Annotated in this window: 14 protein-coding genes; 11 read left to right on the top strand and 3 right to left on the bottom strand. The window is 51.3% G+C overall.

Going from position 1 to position 18,095, the window contains the following annotated elements; translation table 11 throughout:
- The first annotated feature begins 3 nt into the window (after positions 1 to 3).
- The 10 genes from purH to ilvA all read left to right on the top strand — a co-directional run bounded on the left by purH (position 4) and on the right by ilvA (position 14,530).
- Positions 4 to 1,551, top strand: a complete 1,548-nt coding sequence (gene purH, locus B9T62_RS35475; protein WP_087919553.1) for a bifunctional phosphoribosylaminoimidazolecarboxamide formyltransferase/IMP cyclohydrolase — start codon at positions 4 to 6, stop codon at positions 1,549 to 1,551.
- Between the two features lie 18 nt (positions 1,552 to 1,569).
- Positions 1,570 to 2,835, top strand: coding sequence for a phosphoribosylamine--glycine ligase (gene purD, locus B9T62_RS35480; protein WP_087919554.1), 1,266 nt, complete (start codon positions 1,570 to 1,572; stop codon positions 2,833 to 2,835).
- 227 nt (positions 2,836 to 3,062) lie between these two features.
- Positions 3,063 to 4,361, top strand: a complete 1,299-nt coding sequence (locus B9T62_RS35485) for an SEC-C metal-binding domain-containing protein (RefSeq protein ID WP_087919555.1) — start codon at positions 3,063 to 3,065, stop codon at positions 4,359 to 4,361.
- A 279-nt stretch (positions 4,362 to 4,640) separates the two neighbouring features.
- The gene (locus B9T62_RS35490) at positions 4,641 to 6,005 is read left to right on the top strand and encodes a helix-turn-helix domain-containing protein (RefSeq protein WP_087919556.1); all 1,365 of its coding nucleotides are present in this window, start codon (positions 4,641 to 4,643) and stop codon (positions 6,003 to 6,005) included.
- 265 nt (positions 6,006 to 6,270) lie between these two features.
- Complete coding sequence (locus tag B9T62_RS41540) at positions 6,271 to 6,531, top strand: aspartyl-phosphate phosphatase Spo0E family protein (protein WP_342746137.1); 261 nt, start codon at positions 6,271 to 6,273, stop codon at positions 6,529 to 6,531.
- Between the two features lie 132 nt (positions 6,532 to 6,663).
- On the top strand, positions 6,664 to 7,722 hold the full coding sequence (locus B9T62_RS35500) for an AAA family ATPase (protein ID WP_087919557.1): 1,059 nt from the start codon (positions 6,664 to 6,666) through the stop codon (positions 7,720 to 7,722).
- Positions 7,722 to 9,533 carry a vWA domain-containing protein gene (locus B9T62_RS35505; RefSeq protein ID WP_087919558.1) on the top strand — a complete coding sequence of 604 codons (1,812 nt, stop codon included), beginning with the start codon at positions 7,722 to 7,724 and terminating at the stop codon, positions 9,531 to 9,533. Before B9T62_RS35500 ends, B9T62_RS35505 begins: the two co-directional genes overlap by 1 nt.
- A 22-nt stretch (positions 9,534 to 9,555) precedes the next feature.
- Entirely contained in the window at positions 9,556 to 10,236 is a 681-nt protein-coding gene (locus B9T62_RS35510) for a hypothetical protein (protein WP_087919559.1), read from the top strand.
- An 810-nt stretch (positions 10,237 to 11,046) separates the two neighbouring features.
- Complete coding sequence (locus B9T62_RS35515; RefSeq protein ID WP_087919560.1) at positions 11,047 to 13,110, top strand: methyl-accepting chemotaxis protein; 2,064 nt, start codon at positions 11,047 to 11,049, stop codon at positions 13,108 to 13,110.
- Between the two features lie 157 nt (positions 13,111 to 13,267).
- Entirely contained in the window at positions 13,268 to 14,530 is a 1,263-nt protein-coding gene (gene ilvA / locus B9T62_RS35520) for a threonine ammonia-lyase IlvA (protein ID WP_087919561.1), read from the top strand.
- 136 nt (positions 14,531 to 14,666) lie between these two features.
- Here ilvA and B9T62_RS35525 read toward each other — a convergent pair whose 3' ends face one another.
- The 3 genes from B9T62_RS35525 to B9T62_RS35535 all read right to left on the bottom strand — a co-directional run bounded on the left by B9T62_RS35525 (position 14,667) and on the right by B9T62_RS35535 (position 17,474).
- Positions 14,667 to 15,020, bottom strand: a complete 354-nt coding sequence (locus tag B9T62_RS35525; protein ID WP_087919562.1) for a hypothetical protein — start codon at positions 15,018 to 15,020, stop codon at positions 14,667 to 14,669.
- An 842-nt stretch (positions 15,021 to 15,862) separates the two neighbouring features.
- Entirely contained in the window at positions 15,863 to 16,789 is a 927-nt protein-coding gene (locus tag B9T62_RS35530; RefSeq protein WP_087919563.1) for a hypothetical protein, read from the bottom strand.
- Between the two features lie 22 nt (positions 16,790 to 16,811).
- Positions 16,812 to 17,474, bottom strand: coding sequence for a DUF1129 family protein (locus tag B9T62_RS35535; RefSeq protein ID WP_157794135.1), 663 nt, complete (start codon positions 17,472 to 17,474; stop codon positions 16,812 to 16,814).
- 216 nt (positions 17,475 to 17,690) lie between these two features.
- On the opposite strand from B9T62_RS35535, the gene B9T62_RS35540 reads away from it, so the two are divergent.
- Complete coding sequence (locus B9T62_RS35540) at positions 17,691 to 17,906, top strand: hypothetical protein (protein WP_087919565.1); 216 nt, start codon at positions 17,691 to 17,693, stop codon at positions 17,904 to 17,906.
- The last annotated feature ends 189 nt before the right edge of the window (positions 17,907 to 18,095 follow it).

Here is an 18,095-nt window from a genome sequence, read left to right on the forward strand (position 1 = left end):
AAAGTGAGTATCAAAAGAGCGCTGGTCAGCGTATCGGATAAACAGGGGATCGTGGATTTTTGCCGCGAGTTGTCTGCATTGGGTGTTGAGATTATCTCCACGGGCGGTACAAGCACACTGCTTGCCAAAGAAGGCGTGCCGGTCATCGGCATTTCGGATGTGACAGGGTTCCCGGAAATTATGGACGGACGTGTCAAAACCCTGCATCCGGCGGTTCACAGCGGACTGCTGGCGGTTCGTGACAATGAGGAGCACACGCGTCAGATGACCGAGCTGGGTCTGGATTATATCGATCTGGTCGTTGTGAATCTGTATCCTTTTGCCGAAACGATTGCCAAGCCGGATGTATCCTACGAGGAAGCCATCGAGAACATCGATATCGGCGGACCGACGATGCTGCGCTCGGCAGCGAAGAACCATGCGTTCGTCAGTGTGGTGGTGGATGCGGCAGATTATGCTGTGGTGCTGGAAGAGGTCCGTGCCGGTGGGGATACTACGCTCGAAACACGCAAACGCCTTGCGGCCAAAGTCTTCCGCCATACGGCGGCTTACGATGCTCTGATCTCCGATTATCTGTCCAAGGTTACCGGTGATCCGCTGCCGGAGCGTTATACGGTTACTTACGAGAAAATCCAGGATCTGCGCTATGGTGAGAACCCGCACCAGAAGGCTGCCTTCTACCGCAAGCCGCTGGCTGCGCTGGATACGCTGACCGCTGCCGAGCAGCTGCACGGCAAAGAGCTGTCCTATAACAACATCAACGACGCCAACGCGGCGCTGCAGATCGTCAAGGAATTTGAAGAGCCGGCAGTAGTGGCGGTTAAGCATATGAATCCTTGTGGTGTGGGCGTGGGAGCAAGTGTATATGAAGCTTATCAAAAAGCCTACAATGCCGATCCTACCTCGATCTTCGGCGGTATTGTGGCGGCCAACCGGATCATTGATGCCGATACGGCCAATCTGCTGAAGGAAATCTTCCTGGAGATTATTCTGGCCCCTGGCTTCACAGAAGAAGCGCTGGAGATTCTTACGAAGAAAAAGAACATCCGCCTGCTCAAGATCCGTGATCTCAGCACGGCTGCAGCCCGTAAGAGCAGTCTGATCGTGACCTCGATCGACGGTGGCATGGTGGTGCAGGAAAGCGACGTGCATAGTGTTAATCCGGACGAGCTTCAGGTGGTTACGGACCGCAAGCCTACGGAAGAGGAGCTGAAGCAGCTGCTATTTGCCTGGAAAGTCGTGAAGCATGTGAAGTCCAACGCGATTGTGCTGGCCGCAGACAACATGACAGTGGGGGTAGGCGCAGGCCAAATGAACCGTGTAGGTGCGGCGAAGATTGCCATCGAACAGGCGGGGGACAAGAGCCAGGGAGCGGCGCTCGCTTCGGATGCTTTCTTCCCGATGGGAGATACGTTGGAGCTGGCGGCCAAGGCCGGAATTACTGCTGTGATCCAGCCGGGCGGATCGGTGAAGGACGAGGAATCGATTAAAGTAGCCAATGAATATGGCATTGCCATGGTCTTTACCGGCGTCCGTCATTTCAAACACTAGCAGGCTGGGGAGGATCTTATGGATATTTTAGTAGTGGGCGGCGGCGGCCGGGAGCATGCGATCATCTGGAGTCTGTCCCAGAGCCCCAAGGCGGGCACAATCTACTGTGCCCCCGGCAACGCCGGGATCGCCACGCTGGCAGAATGTGTACCGATTGGAGTATTTGAGTTTGACCGGTTGACCGCCTTCGCCAAGGAGCACCATATCGGCCTTGCTGTAATCGGGCCGGATGATCCGCTTGCAGCGGGCATTGTGGATGCTTTTGAAGCGGCAGGCATTCCTGTCTTCGGCCCGCGCCGCAATGCGGCCGAGATCGAAGGCAGCAAAACCTTCATGAAGGATCTGCTGCACAAATACAACATCCCAACGGCGGCCTATGAGAAATTTAGTGAATATGAAGCCGCGCTTGTCTTTCTGCGCAGCCGGGAGCTGCCGATTGTCATCAAGGCGGACGGGCTGGCCGCAGGCAAGGGAGTAACAGTAGCGTATTCACTGGAAGAAGCGGAATTGGCGCTCAGTGACATTATGGTTGGCAAAATATTCGGCGAAGCGGGAGCGCGGGTGGTGATCGAGGAGTTTCTGGCCGGACAGGAAATGTCGATTCTGGCCTTCGTGGATGGAGAGACGGTGCGACCGATGGCTGCTGCCCAGGATCATAAGCCGATCTTTGACGGCGACAAAGGCCCGAATACCGGCGGCATGGGTACGTACTCTCCTCTGCCGCACATCAACGAAGCGATTATTCAAGAAGCGGTGGAGACCATCATCAAGCCGACTGCCCAAGCGATGGTGGCTGAAGGCCGGCCGTTCAGCGGCGTGCTGTTCGCCGGGCTGATGATCGCTCCGGACGGCAAGCCGAAGACGATTGAATTCAATGCCCGCTTCGGTGACCCGGAGACACAGGTGGTGCTGCCGAGACTGAAGAGCGACCTGCTGGAGATTATGCTGGCGGTAGTTGAGCACCGGCTGGATCAGCTGGAGATTGAGTGGAGCGAGCAAGCGGCAGTCTGTGTGGTGCTGGCTTCACAGGGCTATCCTGGCCCTTATCCGAAGGGAGTTCCGATCAGCGGATTGGATGCCGGCGGAGAAGGACTGGTCTTCCATGCCGGGACAGCACGCGGCGAAGACGGCAGCTGGATCACGAACGGCGGGCGTGTGCTGGGCGTGGTAGGGCTGGGCGATACGATAACCGAAGCGCGCAGCGCTGCGTACAAGCGTGCGGACAGCATCGCTTTTGCCGGGAAGCAGAGCCGGACGGACATCGCCATGAAAGCTCTGGTCTAGGACAAAGTACCGTATCCTAGCAAAAATTTACGCTTTAAGTCCTAAAAAGGGACTGACAAGTGATAGAAGAAGTGCTATAATACAAAACGTACGGGGGAAAATGTGCGGATATATACAGATAAAGGGTCTTTCCGATCATGGAAAGGCCTTTTTTAAACTATAAGAAAGTATAAATTTCACCTATATAAGTACATAGGACCAGTTACAGATTTAAGGGGGAATCATCTTTGATTAAGGTTGGAAGAAATGACTTGTGCCCATGCGGCAGCGGCAATAAATACAAAAAGTGCTGCCTGGGCAAGGAAACGTCTGTGGCGGATTCTATTCTGCGGCTGGTAACAACGCAGGAGGCGGTAGCGCGTGAGACGGTGGCGCAGCAGCCTGCAGTCACGCCGCCGGCGCGTCCCGAGAGCAAGCTTACGCTCGCCAAGCTTAGAAAGACGGTCTCGAAGGATCTGAAGTGGGAGCATCCAGCCCATGAACAGCTGGCCCTGGAGCTTATAGAGAGTATGCGGTATGACTATGACAAGGAACTGATTCTGGAAGCGATTATGCTGTGGAACGGTTACTCCTGCAAGATGAAACCGGCTGTGAAGAAGACGGGTTCATTCTGTGCCGCTATCGAATACCTGCTGTCCGAGGAATACGGCTTCCTGATTACCCAGGTACATCTCGCCAAGAAATACGAGGTTACAGCCGCTACCATCTCACGCAAGGTCAAAGAGATCTTTAATTATATTGAAGAGTATGGCATGGGCGGCGAAGAAGAGGAGCTGCTGAACCTAAACGGTGCAGGTACACCGAAGGAGCAGGAGCAGACACTGCTGCATATGGCGCTGGAAGCCAACTCCTCGAAACGGCGGATTCAGCTTGCTGAGGCAGCGCTGGAGATCTATCCTGACAGCCCCGACGCCTATCTGATTCTGGCGGAAGAGTCTGACAACGAGCAGGAAGTGCGAGCTCATCTGCAGGCGGGTATAGATGCTGGGAGACGTGAACTGGGCGAGCGGTATTTCAAGCAGAACAAAGGTTATTTCTGGGGAATGCAAGAGAGTCGTCCGTATATCCGGGTGTGCAAGAGTTATGCCGACTCCTGCTGGCTTGGCGGCGATGCGGAAGAAGCAGCGAAGATGCTGGAGCATATTCTGGAGCTGAATGAAGGCGATAATACCGGGGCACGGCATCTTCTGGCGGCAGCGTATCTCTACAGCAACAAGCTCGGGAAGACGGAGCAGTTGCTGCGGAAATATGGCGAGGACGCCGCCGCCGCCGCTTTTGCCTATGACCGGATGGTGCTGGAATTCAAGAAGAACGGGATTACCTCCCAGCTCAAAATGCTCTACCGGGTAGCACGCAATGTGAATAAGCATGTGCCGGACTACCTGCTGGGTGTAAAGCGGCTGCCGCATAATCTGCCGGATTATGTAGGAATGGGCGACTCGAACGAAGCGATTGAATACGTCATTATGCATTCCCGCCTGTGGGCGAGTGTGCCGGATCTGCTCAAATGGATGATGAAGCAATAGTGCGGAATTTAAGATAGGAACGCTGAAGAATCACTGGCCCGGAAGCGGGGGCGGTGGTTCTTTTTTTCTCGTAGAAACGGATGCCTGAAAGCGATACGTAGTATCGCTGCTTCGGAAGCATACGCTTTTCAGAGGACGGCGAAACCGTTTCTTCTTGTTGTGTCTGAAGCTGTCAAAAAAAAGGGTTGACGCCCCCAAAATTTATGGTTATATTTGTAATATAATAGCATATTTTATCAATCTCCAATTGGCGGAGTCGATCTTTAAGGAGTGGTTTCTTTGCATCCTACAACCACAATTCGCACTGAACTGGAAGGCTTCCTCAGACGAAAAGGATTAAACTTTAGCCAGCTGGGAAGGGAGGCGGGACTGAATCCGGGAACGGTCAGCTCCATTATTAATGGAAACCGCGTCATGGCCGTGGATCAATTGGACCGGATGACTGCTGTGCTGGGATTGCCTCAAGGGTATTACTATGAACAGTACATTCAGGAGAGTATGGTTGACACTGTACCGGATTGGCGCAGAATCAAGCCTTTTCTGTACCGCTGTGCGGAGTTGGACAAGCTGGACTGTATCCGGCAGATTGTAATGCTGCTGCTGGATAATCTGATCTATTCGCCGCTGCTGTTTGAAGTGGCGGAGGACTTCTTCAATGAAGGCCGATCGGAAGCAGCTATTCTGCTCTATGAGAGTGTAGCTACCAGTGAACGCCGCCAGCATTCGGAACGGCTCGCATTCTGTCATTACCGCTTGTTCACCCTGCGGCTTGGTGAGAATCAGGAGGATAATCTCCTCGCGGCGCTGCAGTTCGAACCTTTTGTCGATCGGTTGGATGAGATTGATCAGTTGGATGCTCTTAGAGATTTGGCTAATACATTTCGATCCATGCGAAGATGGGACAAGGTAGATAAGATAGCTAAGGATATGGGAACGAAGGCAAAGATACAACTTATAAATGCACAGCAAGATAGAAGAAGAGAAGAACCAACAAAAAAAACAAAAAGACCTTTATTTGTATATTTAGCTCTGTCTAATCTCTTTCGTGGTGCTGTTAGTGATGCACGGGGAGATCATAATGAGGCATTAGAATTTAACTATACGTACGCAGATCTTAGCTGGGTGAAAGAAGAAGATGAGGAAACTAGGTATTGGGTTAAGATGCTCGAAGCATGGGCACAAGCTAATATATGGGTGTGCAAACTCTTTTATGGTGATTCAAGTGTTATTAAGGATTATGTGGCTTACATCGAACAGAACAGAAATGAAACGCTAACAGGTCTATTAAATATTCTAACGGCGGCTAACCAGTTCGATTATGAAGTTGATGATATTATTAAGAAATTTGAGAATGAAATATTATCTTATATCCAGTTGAGCCAGCCTGCAAGTGTAGGAGTTTATTCCAAAGAAGTGATAACTGAGCGAGCTGACCGTCTTTTGTTTGAATTAGCTAAGTACAATCTTAAAAAAGGTTTGTATGTACTCGGTTTTTCATACTTAACTAATGCTCTGCATAAATCTATTCTACTAAATAATGATTCTTTTATTCTTGACTGTGTTCGTTTATTCGAGAAATACCGAGAATTCTCATCAATTGAAACGCAAACTGAATATTGGAATCTACTCAAAGAGGAGGAATAAAAATGAAAAAAAAGCTGGCAATGATCATAACGTGCTTCAGTTTATTATTTGTAATAACTGGTCCGATGCAGACAGGTCCTATCAACATAACTCCGCTTAACAATTGGCACGGGGGTTAATATAGCTTAATTCTCATTATTTCGACTTAAAAGACCAGTATTTGCTGGTCTTTTTTGTGGTTTTTTAGTATGAATTTTCCTGAAAAATTTTTTTCAGAAACATAGTCATAGTCTTCTAAAATAATCATAAATAAGGAGGGATTTGGGTGGAGAAACATAAAAAATTAGAAGAACAGATGGAGAAGGCCAGACAAGAACTCTGCGATCTGGAACAAATCTATGGTTTAGGCCATCCCGGCGTGCTCAGACAGTCCATGGTTCTGGACGAACTGATTAACCGGTACAATCGGAGTTATTACGCACACGTTAACAATTATACCTACCGTAGTGAGCGTGGTACCAAAGACGAGCATAAGCCAGGGCAAGCGCAGCTTCACAGTAATACTTTTGCCGCATCTTTTGGCTAAAATCCGTTGGCTGTAACCTTTCGGGGAGTCCTCTACTCTATCAGGGCAGCGCAAATTGTAACGGAATTTGTTATCCGTTATAGTTAATAGAGAATTATTCTACATAAGGTCATAAGAGTTTCGGAGGAATCTATGAATATTGGCGTTACGGTATCACAGAAAGAACTGATGGATGTCCTGCTGAATGTTGCAGTAGTACGGCCTGTGTTTATTTGGGGACCGCCTGGAATCGGCAAATCTTCGCTGGTGGAGCAGTTCGCTGCAGACCTGGGTCTTCCTTGTGTCTCCTTGCTGGGCAGCCAGCTGGCACCTGAAGATATTATCGGCGTACCGCAGATCAAGGATGGCGTGAGTGTATTCTGTCCGCCGAAGATGATTGCCCGGGATGAGCCGTACTGTTTATTTCTCGATGAATTAAATGCCTGTTCTCAGGAAGTGCAGAAGGCGTTCTACAGCTTGATCCACGAACGGCGCATTGGCGAATATCATCTGCCGCAGGGCTCGATTGTGATTGGGGCGGGCAACCGGGCGCAGGACAGTGCGATTGTGAAGCCGATGTCCTCGGCGCTGATTAACCGGATGTTCCATGTTCAGCTGAAGGTGACGGCTAGAGAGTGGTTCGACTGGGCGTATGCCAGCGGTATTCATCCACATGTGATCGAATATCTGCAGGCGCGGCCGGACCATCTCTGGACACAGCCGCCGAAGACAGAGGAGCCTTTCTCCACACCGCGTGCCTGGCATATGCTCAGTGATGCGCTGCATGAATTCAAGGATGAGCTGCCGCTTCAGATGATAGAGGTGCTGGCCCGCGGCTGTCTTACGCCGGATCATGCCTTGCAGTTCAAGGCTTTTCATAAGAATCTTAGCGGGAAATTCCAATTGAATAAAATCCTGAATGGAGATGCAAGGTTTCCGCATGAGGCGGAGGACCGGGATCTCCTTTACTTTTTGACGTTGTCTTTCCGGGCGCAGATTATCAAAGTGCTGCCGGAGAAGAAGGAAGCGATTAAGGAGGATCACCGCAGCTTCGCCCACCGGGCCAAGGCGCTGATCAAGGAATTAAGTGAGATCAGTCTGGAGATGGCGCAGCTGGTGGTTGCCGATCACGGGGAAGGACAGGTGCTGCCTGCCTGGTTCACGGTGGAAGTAATTCGTGACCTGCCGCGTCTGGCCGGGAAGGACAAATAATGGCCAAGAAACGCGCGCCCCAGCAGGATATCGCTGCACTCAACTATACCGAAGCACATAGGTTTATTACCCTGCATCCGATGTTTGCGCCGCTGGCCAGCCATGCCTATATCTATCGTGACGAGTCCAGCTGGCGGGGATACCCCGAAGAGGGCTGGGCTGTAGTGAACAGCAGAGGGGCTATTTATGTCCATCCCAAGCGGCGCGGTGAGGTCGAGGAATGGATTTATGTGCTGGCCCATTGTCTGCTGTATTTGGGTTTTGGACATTTTCAGGACCGGGAGCATCCTGTCCTGTGGAATATAGCCTGCGATGTCTATATCTCCAAGTTTCTCTATGATATGAAGCTTGGCAAGCCGCCGGGCGAGTTCGGGTTCCGGGTAGATATCCCTGCCGGCAGTGAGCAGAAGCTGTATGAGCGGCTGGTGGAGCGCGGGGTGCCGGACGAGCTGAAGGTTCACGGGACAGCCGGGGATAAACACGGAGATATGATGATCGTTCCAACTCGCAGCGGCTATGCGGGAACCCGCAAGACGGATTGGGAGGGGGCTTTTGCCACTGGACTGGCGATGGCTGCAGCGAAGGCGGTGAATGTCGCCGCTGGTTATGAGGCTTCGATGTTCACCGCTGAGGTACGAAATACACCGGCTGCAAGGGCGCGCAACTGGTTCATTGACCATTATCCGCTGCTGGGAGCTCTTGCCTCCGGCTTCACACTAATTGAAGATACTGCCCTCTGCCAACGGATGGATATTTCGATTGCGGCGATTGATGTCACTGAACGGGAAATCTATCTTAACCCTGCGGCTGGTCTGGATGCGGAGGAATGCAAATTCGTCCTTGCCCATGAGCTGCTGCATGCCGGACTGCACCATCAGGAACGCTGCCAGGGCCGGGATCATTATCTCTGGAACGTGGCCTGTGATTATGTCATTAATCATTGGCTTGCAGAGATGCATGTCGGCGAAATTCCGCAAGTAGGCATCCTGCTGGATGAGGAGATGCGGGGAATGTCGGCAGAAGCCATTTATGATCGCTTGGTGACGGATATGCGGCTCTACCGTAAGCTGAACACGCTTCGGGGCACCGGAGGAGCGGATATGCTGGATCAGGGCAGAGCGGGTCTGTGGGACCCGCGTGACGGGGTAAGTATGGATGAATTCTGCCGCAATGCGCTGCAGCAGGGGCTGCTCTATCATCAGGAGAGCGGGCGGGGACTGATTCCCGCCGGATTGATTGAAGAGATCCGCGCGCTGGGCCAACCCGCCATCCAGTGGGATGTGGAGCTGGCCAAGTGGTTCGACAGTTATTTCTCTCCGGTGGAGAAGGTGCGCACCTATGCGCGTGTAAGCCGCCGGCAATCATCCACGCCGGATATCGCCAGGCCGAAGTGGGTGGATCAGGGCGGAGACGAGGACGGGCGTACGTTCGGCGTGATTCTGGACACCTCAGGCTCGATGGACCGGAAGCTGCTCGCTAAGGCGCTCGGCGCGATTGCCAGCTACAGCCTGTCAAGAGATGTGCCTGCAGCCAGAGTTGTTTTCTGCGATGCGGCTGCTTATGATCAGGGCTATATGAAGCCCGAGGATATCGCGGAGAGCGTCAAGGTACGGGGCCGGGGAGGCACGGTGCTTCAGCCGGGCATCGATCTGCTCCAGCAGGCCGAGGACTTCCCGAAGAATGGCCCGATCCTGATCATTACCGACGGCTATTGCGACAAAGTTTATGTCAAAAGAGAGCACGCTTATATTTTGCCCAAAGGAAGACATCTGCCGTTTGTGCCCAAGGGTCCGGTGTTCCGGATGGAGTAGGCGGAGGGAGCGAGAGAAGGGAATGAGAGGCCTTTATGCCTTTGAGTGCGCTGGATTGGCGACATACGGGGGAATGAGAGGCCTTTATGCCTTTGAGTGCGCTGGATTGGCGGCATACGGTGGAATGAGAGGCATATATGCCTTTGAATGTGCTAGATTGGCGGCAAATGGGGAAATGAGAGGCCTTTATGCCTCTGAGTGCGCTGGATTGGCGACAAACGGAGGAATGAGAGGCCTTTATGCCTTTGAATGTGCTAGATTGGCGGCAAATGGGGAAATGAGAGACCTTTATGCCTCTGAATGTGCTAGATTGGCGACATACGGGGGGATGAGGGGCCTTTATGCCTTTGAATGTGCTAGATTGGCGGCAAATGGGGAAATGAGAGGCCTTTATGCCTTTGAGTGCGCTGGATTGGCGGCATACGGTGGAATGAGAGGCATATATGCCTTTGAATGTGCTGGATTGGCGACAAACGGAGGAATGAGAGGCCTTTATGCCTTTGAAAGTGTTGAATTGGCGGTTGATGGAGGGAGAAGTTTGCGTGGAGTAAGAGATATATCCCATAAAAGTGGAGCCCACAGCAGCGTTCGGCGAAAAGTGAGAATACTTATTCCGATGCCTGAAGGCAGGCTTCAAGACAATTCTATTTACTTTGAGAGACGTATGATTATATACGAACTTGCTAATGTTTCATTTGAGTAGATGAGATTTCTATGGGGACTGTATAGCCTCTATTTGTGCTTTTTAGCTGACTTTGCTGGTCTTACGGACTGTATAGCCCCTATTGCCGATTATTTCGCCATAAACAAACTAATTTTACTCTAATAGAGGCTCCTGAGTCCGTTAGGCGGGAAGATGGCATCCGAACGGACAAATAGAGGCTCCTCGGTCCGTAAGGTGGGGTGATAGGACCAACCAACCTCTCTCCCGACAGGTACTCACCAGAGCCGTCCCCGCCAGGCCTTCACCAGGTACTCACCAGAGCCGTCCCCGCCAAGCCTTCACCAGGTACTCAACCAGAGCCGCGCCGCCAAGCCTTCACCAGTTACTCAACCAGAGCTGCGCCGCCAAGCCCCTCAACAGTTACTCTAATAACTACACCACCCGCCCCAGTCCCCTAACTGTTACGCCCCAGAACCTACTCCTGCAACTTACACTCCCAACTTCGGCAGCTATTCCAACCACTATTCCCTCCCGCATCATGCTTTGCCCACCAGGTTACTTTATAAAAACATGAATTTAGACAGGAAAGCTGACATTTGATATAGTGCCTGCGTGGTTTTTGCGATAAATTGAGTGGATAACCAGCAGTTTTTGTCCTGAACGGAGATGAAAGTTCATTTTATCCCAAAAGTTTGTGAAAAAAGCTAACACTGACACAGTTAATTCACAGCTCGATGTAAAACGTTAAAGGGATAAAGAGTTATTTTGCAGAAATAAGTCGAAAATGAACGAAACCCTCTTAGGGAGCGCTGGGGCATCATTTTATTTCACATAAAGGTGGGGGATCATATGGCAGCAGGCAACAAAAACAAAGAGAAGCTGGGTAGTTTAGGGATTCGCGGAAAGCTGTTTCTATCCGTAATTTCATCGGTGGTTATTATACTTGTTATCGTTTCGGCCATTATTTACAGCAATTCCAAAAAGATTATCGTCGATGATCTGAACAGCGCTTTGACCTATGAGAAAGAACAAATCAGCGTCAAGGTGAACCAACTGCTGCAGCCTGCGTCAGACAGTGTCGAGCTGCTGAACGCCAATGCTTACGTTCGGAGCTTCATCCGAAGCGCTGATTCTGCGGATACGCTGAAGTCCAAGGCTGGCTACACCGAACTGGTGCGGACGCTTAATCTGATTAAGGAGAACAACCGGAATCTGCTGAATGTATATGTGGGACTGGACGGGATCAACAAGGTGATTACCCAGGATGAGTTCGATCCTCCGGCTGATTACAATATGAAAGAGCGTGCCTGGTACGCGGTTACGGCCAAGAACAACCGACTTACAGTAACCGATCCCTATATTGATGCAGGCTCCGGTAAAATGGTGGTCACGCTCAGCGCCCCCATCCTCGACGATTCGGGCGAGCTGCTGGGTGTGGCGGGTGCGGATATTTCTACAGAACAGATAACAGAGGCACTGCGCGCTTTTGATTACGGTGGCAGTGGTTTTGCGGTGCTGGTGGATAAGACAGGTACGTTCATCTATCATCCGAACCCCGATTACATCCTGCTGCAGAAAATGAGCGACCTGGGTGAGGACTGGGCGGCCGTAGGCAGCAAGCTGGTGCAGTGGGGCTCCAATGTGATTCATGCGGATATTGATGGCGAGGCAAGTTATGTCTCTTATTCACCTGCGGTGGACAATCAGTGGGCGGTAGCACTCATTGTGCCTGAAAAGGCTGCGGAAGAGGCGCTTGATTCATTGACACTGATCTTTATTCTGTCGATTGGCGCTGCCATCGTGCTGTTGTCGCTGCTGCTCTATTTCGTATCCAATAGTATTCTGAAGCCACTTCCGCTGCTGACAGCAGCCTTCAAGACGGCAAGAAGCGGTGACCTCTCGGTGCGTGCCAAGGCGACATCGAAGGATGAGATTGGTGTTCTGGCTGACGGCTTCAATGACATGATTGCCTCGCAGCAAACGCTGATTACGCAGATTATAAATAACTCCCACAGTATCTCCGGTGCAGTTGAGAATACGGAGAAAAATGTGTTCGTGCTCAATGCCAGCATCTCCGAAGTTTCTGCAATTACGGAGGAGCTGTCAGCGGGGCTGCAGCAGACTGCAGCAACAATGCAGGAGATGAATGCAAGCACGATCGAGATCGAGAGTGCCATCGGCGGCATCGCCTCCAAGGCACAGGAAGGCGCTCTGTCGGCGAAGGAGATCAACCAGCGGGCGGAGCAGCTGAAGGAGGCTGGGCGTCTGTCACGGGAACGGGCAGATGCGGTATATGGTAAAAGCGAAGAGCAACTGCGCGCGGCCATTGAGCAATCAACTTCCATCTCGCAAATGAACACGTTAACGGCGGCTATCCTTGATATTGCCACACAGACCAATCTGTTGTCGCTGAATGCGTCGATTGAAGCCGCCCGTGCGGGTGAGGCTGGCAAGGGGTTCGCCGTTGTAGCTGAAGAGATCCGTAAGCTGGCTGACCATTCGCGGGAGAAGGTCGCGGAGATTATGGGCGTGACGGAAGCGGTAACCAGCGCGGTCTCGAATCTGGTGGAAGGCGCGGAAAGCGTGCTGGGCTTCGTGGACCGGCAGGTGCTGAGCGACTATGATACGATGCAGCAGACTGGGCACCAGTATAGTGAGGATGCCAAATTCGTGGAGGAGCTGGTGACCGACTTCAGCGCGACCTCTGAGCAGCTGTTGGCTTCGATCCAGAGCATGTTGTCAGCGATAGGCGAGACCAGTACTGCGGCCAATGAAGGAGCGGAAGGGGCGGGTGCCATCGCTGCCCAGGCTGAGCAGATCATTAGTAAGTCCAGCAGTATCGTGGGCGAAATCGAAGCAATCAAGGGCAGCTCGGCACAGCTGCTGCAGACGGTAAACCGGTTCAAGGCATAAGCCGGGAGGCGTTCCAGAATCCGGCCTCAGCTGCTTACGGCGGCTGAGGCCGGATTTTGTGTTGCCCGTTGAAGGACAAAGCTTGAAAAAATGTCCTCGGGAGGGTATGTTACAAGAAGACTATTGAAATTCGATGGAGACAGTGAGGCGAGAGAGCATGAATGAAGACAAAGGCCGGATCGTAGGAATGGAAGATATTGTGCGTGCGCATCATGTGCTGCGGGAGGTCATTGTCCGTACTCCGCTGCAGCGGGATGCGGTGCTGTCGGCCAAGTATAGCTGCAATGTCTATCTGAAACGCGAGGATTTGCAGATCGTCAGGTCTTTCAAAATCCGTGGTGCTTACAATATGATTCGCAGTCTGTCTGCAGAGGATAGAGCTAAGGGGATTGTCTGCGCAAGTGCGGGCAACCATGCCCAGGGGGTGGCCTACTCTTGCAAGGCGCTGGAAATCAAAGGCAAGGTGTACATGCCCAGCACAACTCCCAACCAGAAGGTGAAGCAGGTCCGCCGGTTCGGCGGTGAATTCGTCGAGGTGATCCTGAAGGGGGATACCTTCGATGACGCCTATGATGAAGCGCTGCAGGCTTGTGTGGAGCATAGCATGACGTTGATTCATCCGTTTGACGAACCCCGGATCATTGCCGGAAACGGTACGATTGCGATGGAAGTGATGGAGAGCCTGGACAAGCCCGCGGACTATGTGTTCGTAACCATCGGCGGTGGCGGTCTGGCGGCAGGCGTAGCCACTTATGTGAAGACGGTCAGCCCGTCCACGAAGGTAATCGGTGTAGAGCCATCTGGAGCGGCTTCGATGAGCGAAGCGCTGGCCCAAGGCGAAGTGGTCACCCTTAAGGAGATTAATAAGTTCGTTGATGGCGCAGCGGTCAAAAGAGTCGGCGGCCTCACCTACGACATCTGCTCCCGCCAGCTGGATGATGTGGTCAAGGTGCCGGAGGGCAAGGCCTGCACAGCCATTCTGGAGCTGTACAACGAGAATGCGATTGTAGTTGAGCCAGCAGGGGCGCTGCCGATTGCCGCTCTGGACCTGTACCGTGAGCAGATAAAGGGCAAGACTGTGGTCTGCATTGTCAGCGGAGGCAACAATGATATAGACCGCATGCAGGAGATCAAAGAGCGGTCATTGATCTATGAGGGGCTAAAGCATTACTTCATGCTTAATTTCCCACAGCGGGCCGGTGCGCTGCGCGAGTTCCTTGCGGAGATTCTGGGGCCGGAGGATGATATCACCCGGTTTGAATACACCAAGAAGAACGAGAAGGAGAACGGGCCAGCGCTTGTTGGCATCGAGCTGCTGTCCAAGGATGCCTATGCTCCGCTGATTGAACGGATGAAGCAGAAGGGCGTCGACTATGTGGAGATCAACAAGGATATCAACCTGTATAATATGCTGATCTAAAGACTTTCAGCGCATGTCATTATAAAGTGATACTATTGCGGCTGGGTTGCCGCAGTTCAATTTAGATATTAATTGCAAACAGGGATGCTCCATTTTTATCATGGAACATCCCTGTTTGTTGACTTGCTCGATACCCTTATCCTTCGGCATTGAAAGAGGAGAGCAGAACACCGCTCTGGTTGACTAAACCCAGTTCATAAGCTCTTTCAATAGCTGTAAAACGTCGATTTGAGAATTCATTTACTCCATGACTCTGTTGGTATAGACGATTGTTTGTTACTTCATCGCCTGATATCTTCCGAGCATAGCTGTGGTTCACTTCTTGATCCTTCTGAATTGCTTCTATGAATTTGCTAAAACCCATAGAAGAACTACTCGTATCATTTCTAATACCACGGGCTTCATTTTGAAACCGATTTGACAAGGCCAACTTTGTATAAGCTGCGAATTCAGGTGTGAATTTGCCGTTAACCATCGCACTAACTGTCAAAAGATACTCCCTCCTTTGATCTATTCTCTTTTCTTTTATCGGACAATAGGTCGTAAATATTTACCTTTTTTAGTCAATTGTGATATAAATTGAATCAACAAACGATTGATTTGGAGGATAGTAGTTTTGGGCGGAGGCTATAAGATTTCCATCAGTTACATTACTAAGATCAAATGCACGGTAATAAATAGTACCAATAACATTATTTCCTGAATCAGTTATCGATTCGCTTGGAAAAGCTTCAGTCGTAGGTATATTACTTCCATTTTGAGTAATCGTTGGTTTTCTAGGGGAACCAAATATCGTTCCTATGGCAGGATAGTCGATTAAGTCTCTGAGTCACTTCCTTGTCAATTATTTTCTGCTCATGTCATTAGGACTATCAATTGAATCAATATAAAAGAGAGCTTTTTTATTATTTGTCTAGTTAAATAATCCATACAATTATATTTATATTAGTGGTAACTTTTCCCTATAGGTAACGAGAATCGCACAAAAGTCAGCAGTTAACGGTAGTTTTTCCCCATAGCATCTCTGTTTCCCTACTCCGAAGCTCAAACCTACTGGAAGAAGGCTGGGGTCCTAAGTAGTAACCGATTTCGCAACTAAATCAACGGGCTGTAACTATTTCGACGATTTGCAATTATTCTCCAGCAGATTTAAAGCAAAGACCTGACGGCCAGAAGTGGCGGTCAGGTCTTTATTGGTTTACCGGTCCTGCAATCCTACAGACCTGCGGTCCTGCAGTTATGCAATCCTGCGGTGTGCCAATTACCGCTCGTCCCTTACCGCTCGTCTCTTACCGCTCGTCTCTTACCGCTCGTCTCTTACCGCTCGGCCTTTTACCGCTCGGCCCTCGGCACCTCGGCCTGGAGGAATTGCTTGATGTCCTCATCAAGCTTGTAGCCGTTGTCCTTCAGCAGCTTCATGAATGCTTCCAACTTCTGGAGGTAAGGAGTGTTGCCGTCATGTTTGGCCAGCACGCTGGAATAAGCCTTCTGGGCTTCCAGGTCCATCTCCAGATTGTCGTAATGGAACAGCGGCGTATTGGTCTGGCCATAGAAGGTATTCGTCAGGTACATGGAATACAGGTTGTGGACTGCAGCAATCCGGTTGGACTTGGGATACTTCTGAATGAACTGCTCCTGAGCCAGCGCCCGGGAGGACACCTCAGTCCAGGCAATGACCAGTCCCTGGTCCTTGGAGGAGGGCTGATCGGATTCAGCAGCCATAATCGTTAGATAAGCACTGATGTCATGGGTCACATAAGTTTTATATTTGCGGTAAGCGGCATAATCGATTACTGGAAAAAAGCTGCCCTCGGCTGTTTCCAGCTTATAGCCGTGCTCTCCGGCACTTCTCAGCAAGGTTCGCAGAGGGTGATCCTCTGTACGCGCTGCAAGCTCAGACATGCTCAGACCGGCTTTGTAGAAGCCGGCAAGCTTGCGCTGCTCCCCGCTGCGGCTGAATGTCTGCTCCCACTGCGGCAGCGCCGACTTCTGCAGGTTCTCCAGCTTCAAGGCCAGCAGCGTGCCCTGGTACGGAGTTACGGCATATATCTTGCGGTTCAGATATTGAATCGCTTCCGGCAGCTTGTCCGGCGCAGACAGCAGCGGCAAGGCCGCTGCGTATACGGCTGCTTTGTGTTTGGCTGCGGTGCTTCCATCCGCCTGGCTTGGAGCAGCCATGGTCCGACTGCTTCCGCCCGGCCATCCCAGCACCAGTGTTGCTGCCAGCATAGCGCAGAGAAGGTAAGTTTTGTTGTTCATGCGGGATTCCCCCTTAGAGACTCTATTTGCGGAAGAACAGAAATTTCAGTCCTGCTGTGCCGATAAGGAACAGGATCAGGCTCACCCATGGAGACAAAGTAATCACGGGGAAGATGGAGTCCAGGAAGATTCCGGCGAAGACGGCGATAACGGCAATCAGAATATATATCCCCAGCCCTTTGAGGTCAAAGCGCTTGAAGCGTGGAGCCTCCTCGTCGGACAGAGAGGCCATCCATTTCATCATCAGCTGGAACAGCACGATGGACCCGGCAGCGACAGCAATCAGCGTGAAGAGACTAATCTGGCCAAAAACACCGGCATCCCCCTCAATCGATTGGACCAGCAGCCCCGCAGCCGCCAAAACCCCGAACAGGCCGGTCAGCGCCGCCCAGGGAAGCATCAGGTAATAATTGAGCCGGCTGCGGGCAGGAAGTACAGGTACACTGTCAATGACTTCCTTGAAATAATCCCCCGGATTTTCACCGAAGACCTGCTTGGCATTGCGGCCTTTGCCTTGCTCCCGCAGCAGCAGCTGAACGGCTTCCAGCAGCAGCTCTTCCGTACGCTGGGGTTCCACGCGGCTGGCCCGCAGCCCGATAATTACATCCTCGAAATAGGAACGATTAAAAGGTGTCAACTGCTCGCGCAGCCGGTTGTTTTCTCTAATCATATCTTTAACTTTCATAGCAGCAGCATAAACCTCCAGATTATAGTGCATAAGATGTTCTTCACCCTGGGATGTGTATTCAAACCCTGGCTTGGTTTGAATACACACTCTAGAGTATACGTTTGCTTCCCTGCTCTGTGCAAGGACAACGCACTGTATAATCCTTTTGGAAGAGAGAACACTGATAAGGCAGTTGCTGCAACAATACAGCTTAAGGAAAGGCGGGGTAAGGGTATGGAGCAGGGAAACAGCAGGGAGCAAGAAATTCAGGTTGAAGGAACAGAGCCTGGAGCCGTTGCTGAACCGGGGCCTGTGAATCAGGTTGTGGATTGGGGCGGCTCCGACGGCTTCAGTCTATTTAATTCCGCGTCTGGAGCGTCCGGAGAATGGCTTAAGGATTGGGAAGGGCGTCAGCAGACACATGATATGTTCCATGATAGCTACGATTGAGCCTAAGCATTGAAACAGTGAACTACCAAGACCCCCCCTGTGTTCCGCAGTCGGAGCGCAGGGGGTTTTTCAGAATATAAGCATATAAACGATTCACGCCATAAATGATTATCTTGTTTACTCTGATAGCCTGGGCGGACTTCCTGTTGACAAGAGAAGCGTTAGCCGTATAATAAGATTATAATCCAT

It is taken from the genome of Paenibacillus donghaensis (assembly GCF_002192415.1).
GTDB classification, from domain to species: Bacteria; Bacillota; Bacilli; order Paenibacillales; family Paenibacillaceae; genus Paenibacillus_AQ; species Paenibacillus_AQ donghaensis.

Bases quoted from the DNA above. Each gene is read 5' to 3' on its own strand.
- purD (WP_087919554.1), top strand. From the start codon at position 1,570: ATGGATATTTTAGTAGTGGGCGGCGGCGGCCGGGAGCATGCGATCATC.
- B9T62_RS35500 (WP_087919557.1), top strand. From the start codon at position 6,664: ATGAATATTGGCGTTACGGTATCACAGAAAGAACTGATGGATGTCCTG.
- B9T62_RS35505 (WP_087919558.1), top strand. From the start codon at position 7,722: ATGGCCAAGAAACGCGCGCCCCAGCAGGATATCGCTGCACTCAACTAT.
- B9T62_RS35510 (WP_087919559.1), top strand. From the start codon at position 9,556: ATGAGAGGCCTTTATGCCTTTGAGTGCGCTGGATTGGCGACATACGGG.
- B9T62_RS35515 (WP_087919560.1), top strand. From the start codon at position 11,047: ATGGCAGCAGGCAACAAAAACAAAGAGAAGCTGGGTAGTTTAGGGATT.
- ilvA (WP_087919561.1), top strand. From the start codon at position 13,268: ATGAATGAAGACAAAGGCCGGATCGTAGGAATGGAAGATATTGTGCGT.
- B9T62_RS35530 (WP_087919563.1), bottom strand. From the start codon at position 16,789: ATGAACAACAAAACTTACCTTCTCTGCGCTATGCTGGCAGCAACACTG.
- B9T62_RS35535 (WP_157794135.1), bottom strand. From the start codon at position 17,474: ATGAAAGTTAAAGATATGATTAGAGAAAACAACCGGCTGCGCGAGCAG.
- B9T62_RS35540 (WP_087919565.1), top strand. From the start codon at position 17,691: ATGGAGCAGGGAAACAGCAGGGAGCAAGAAATTCAGGTTGAAGGAACA.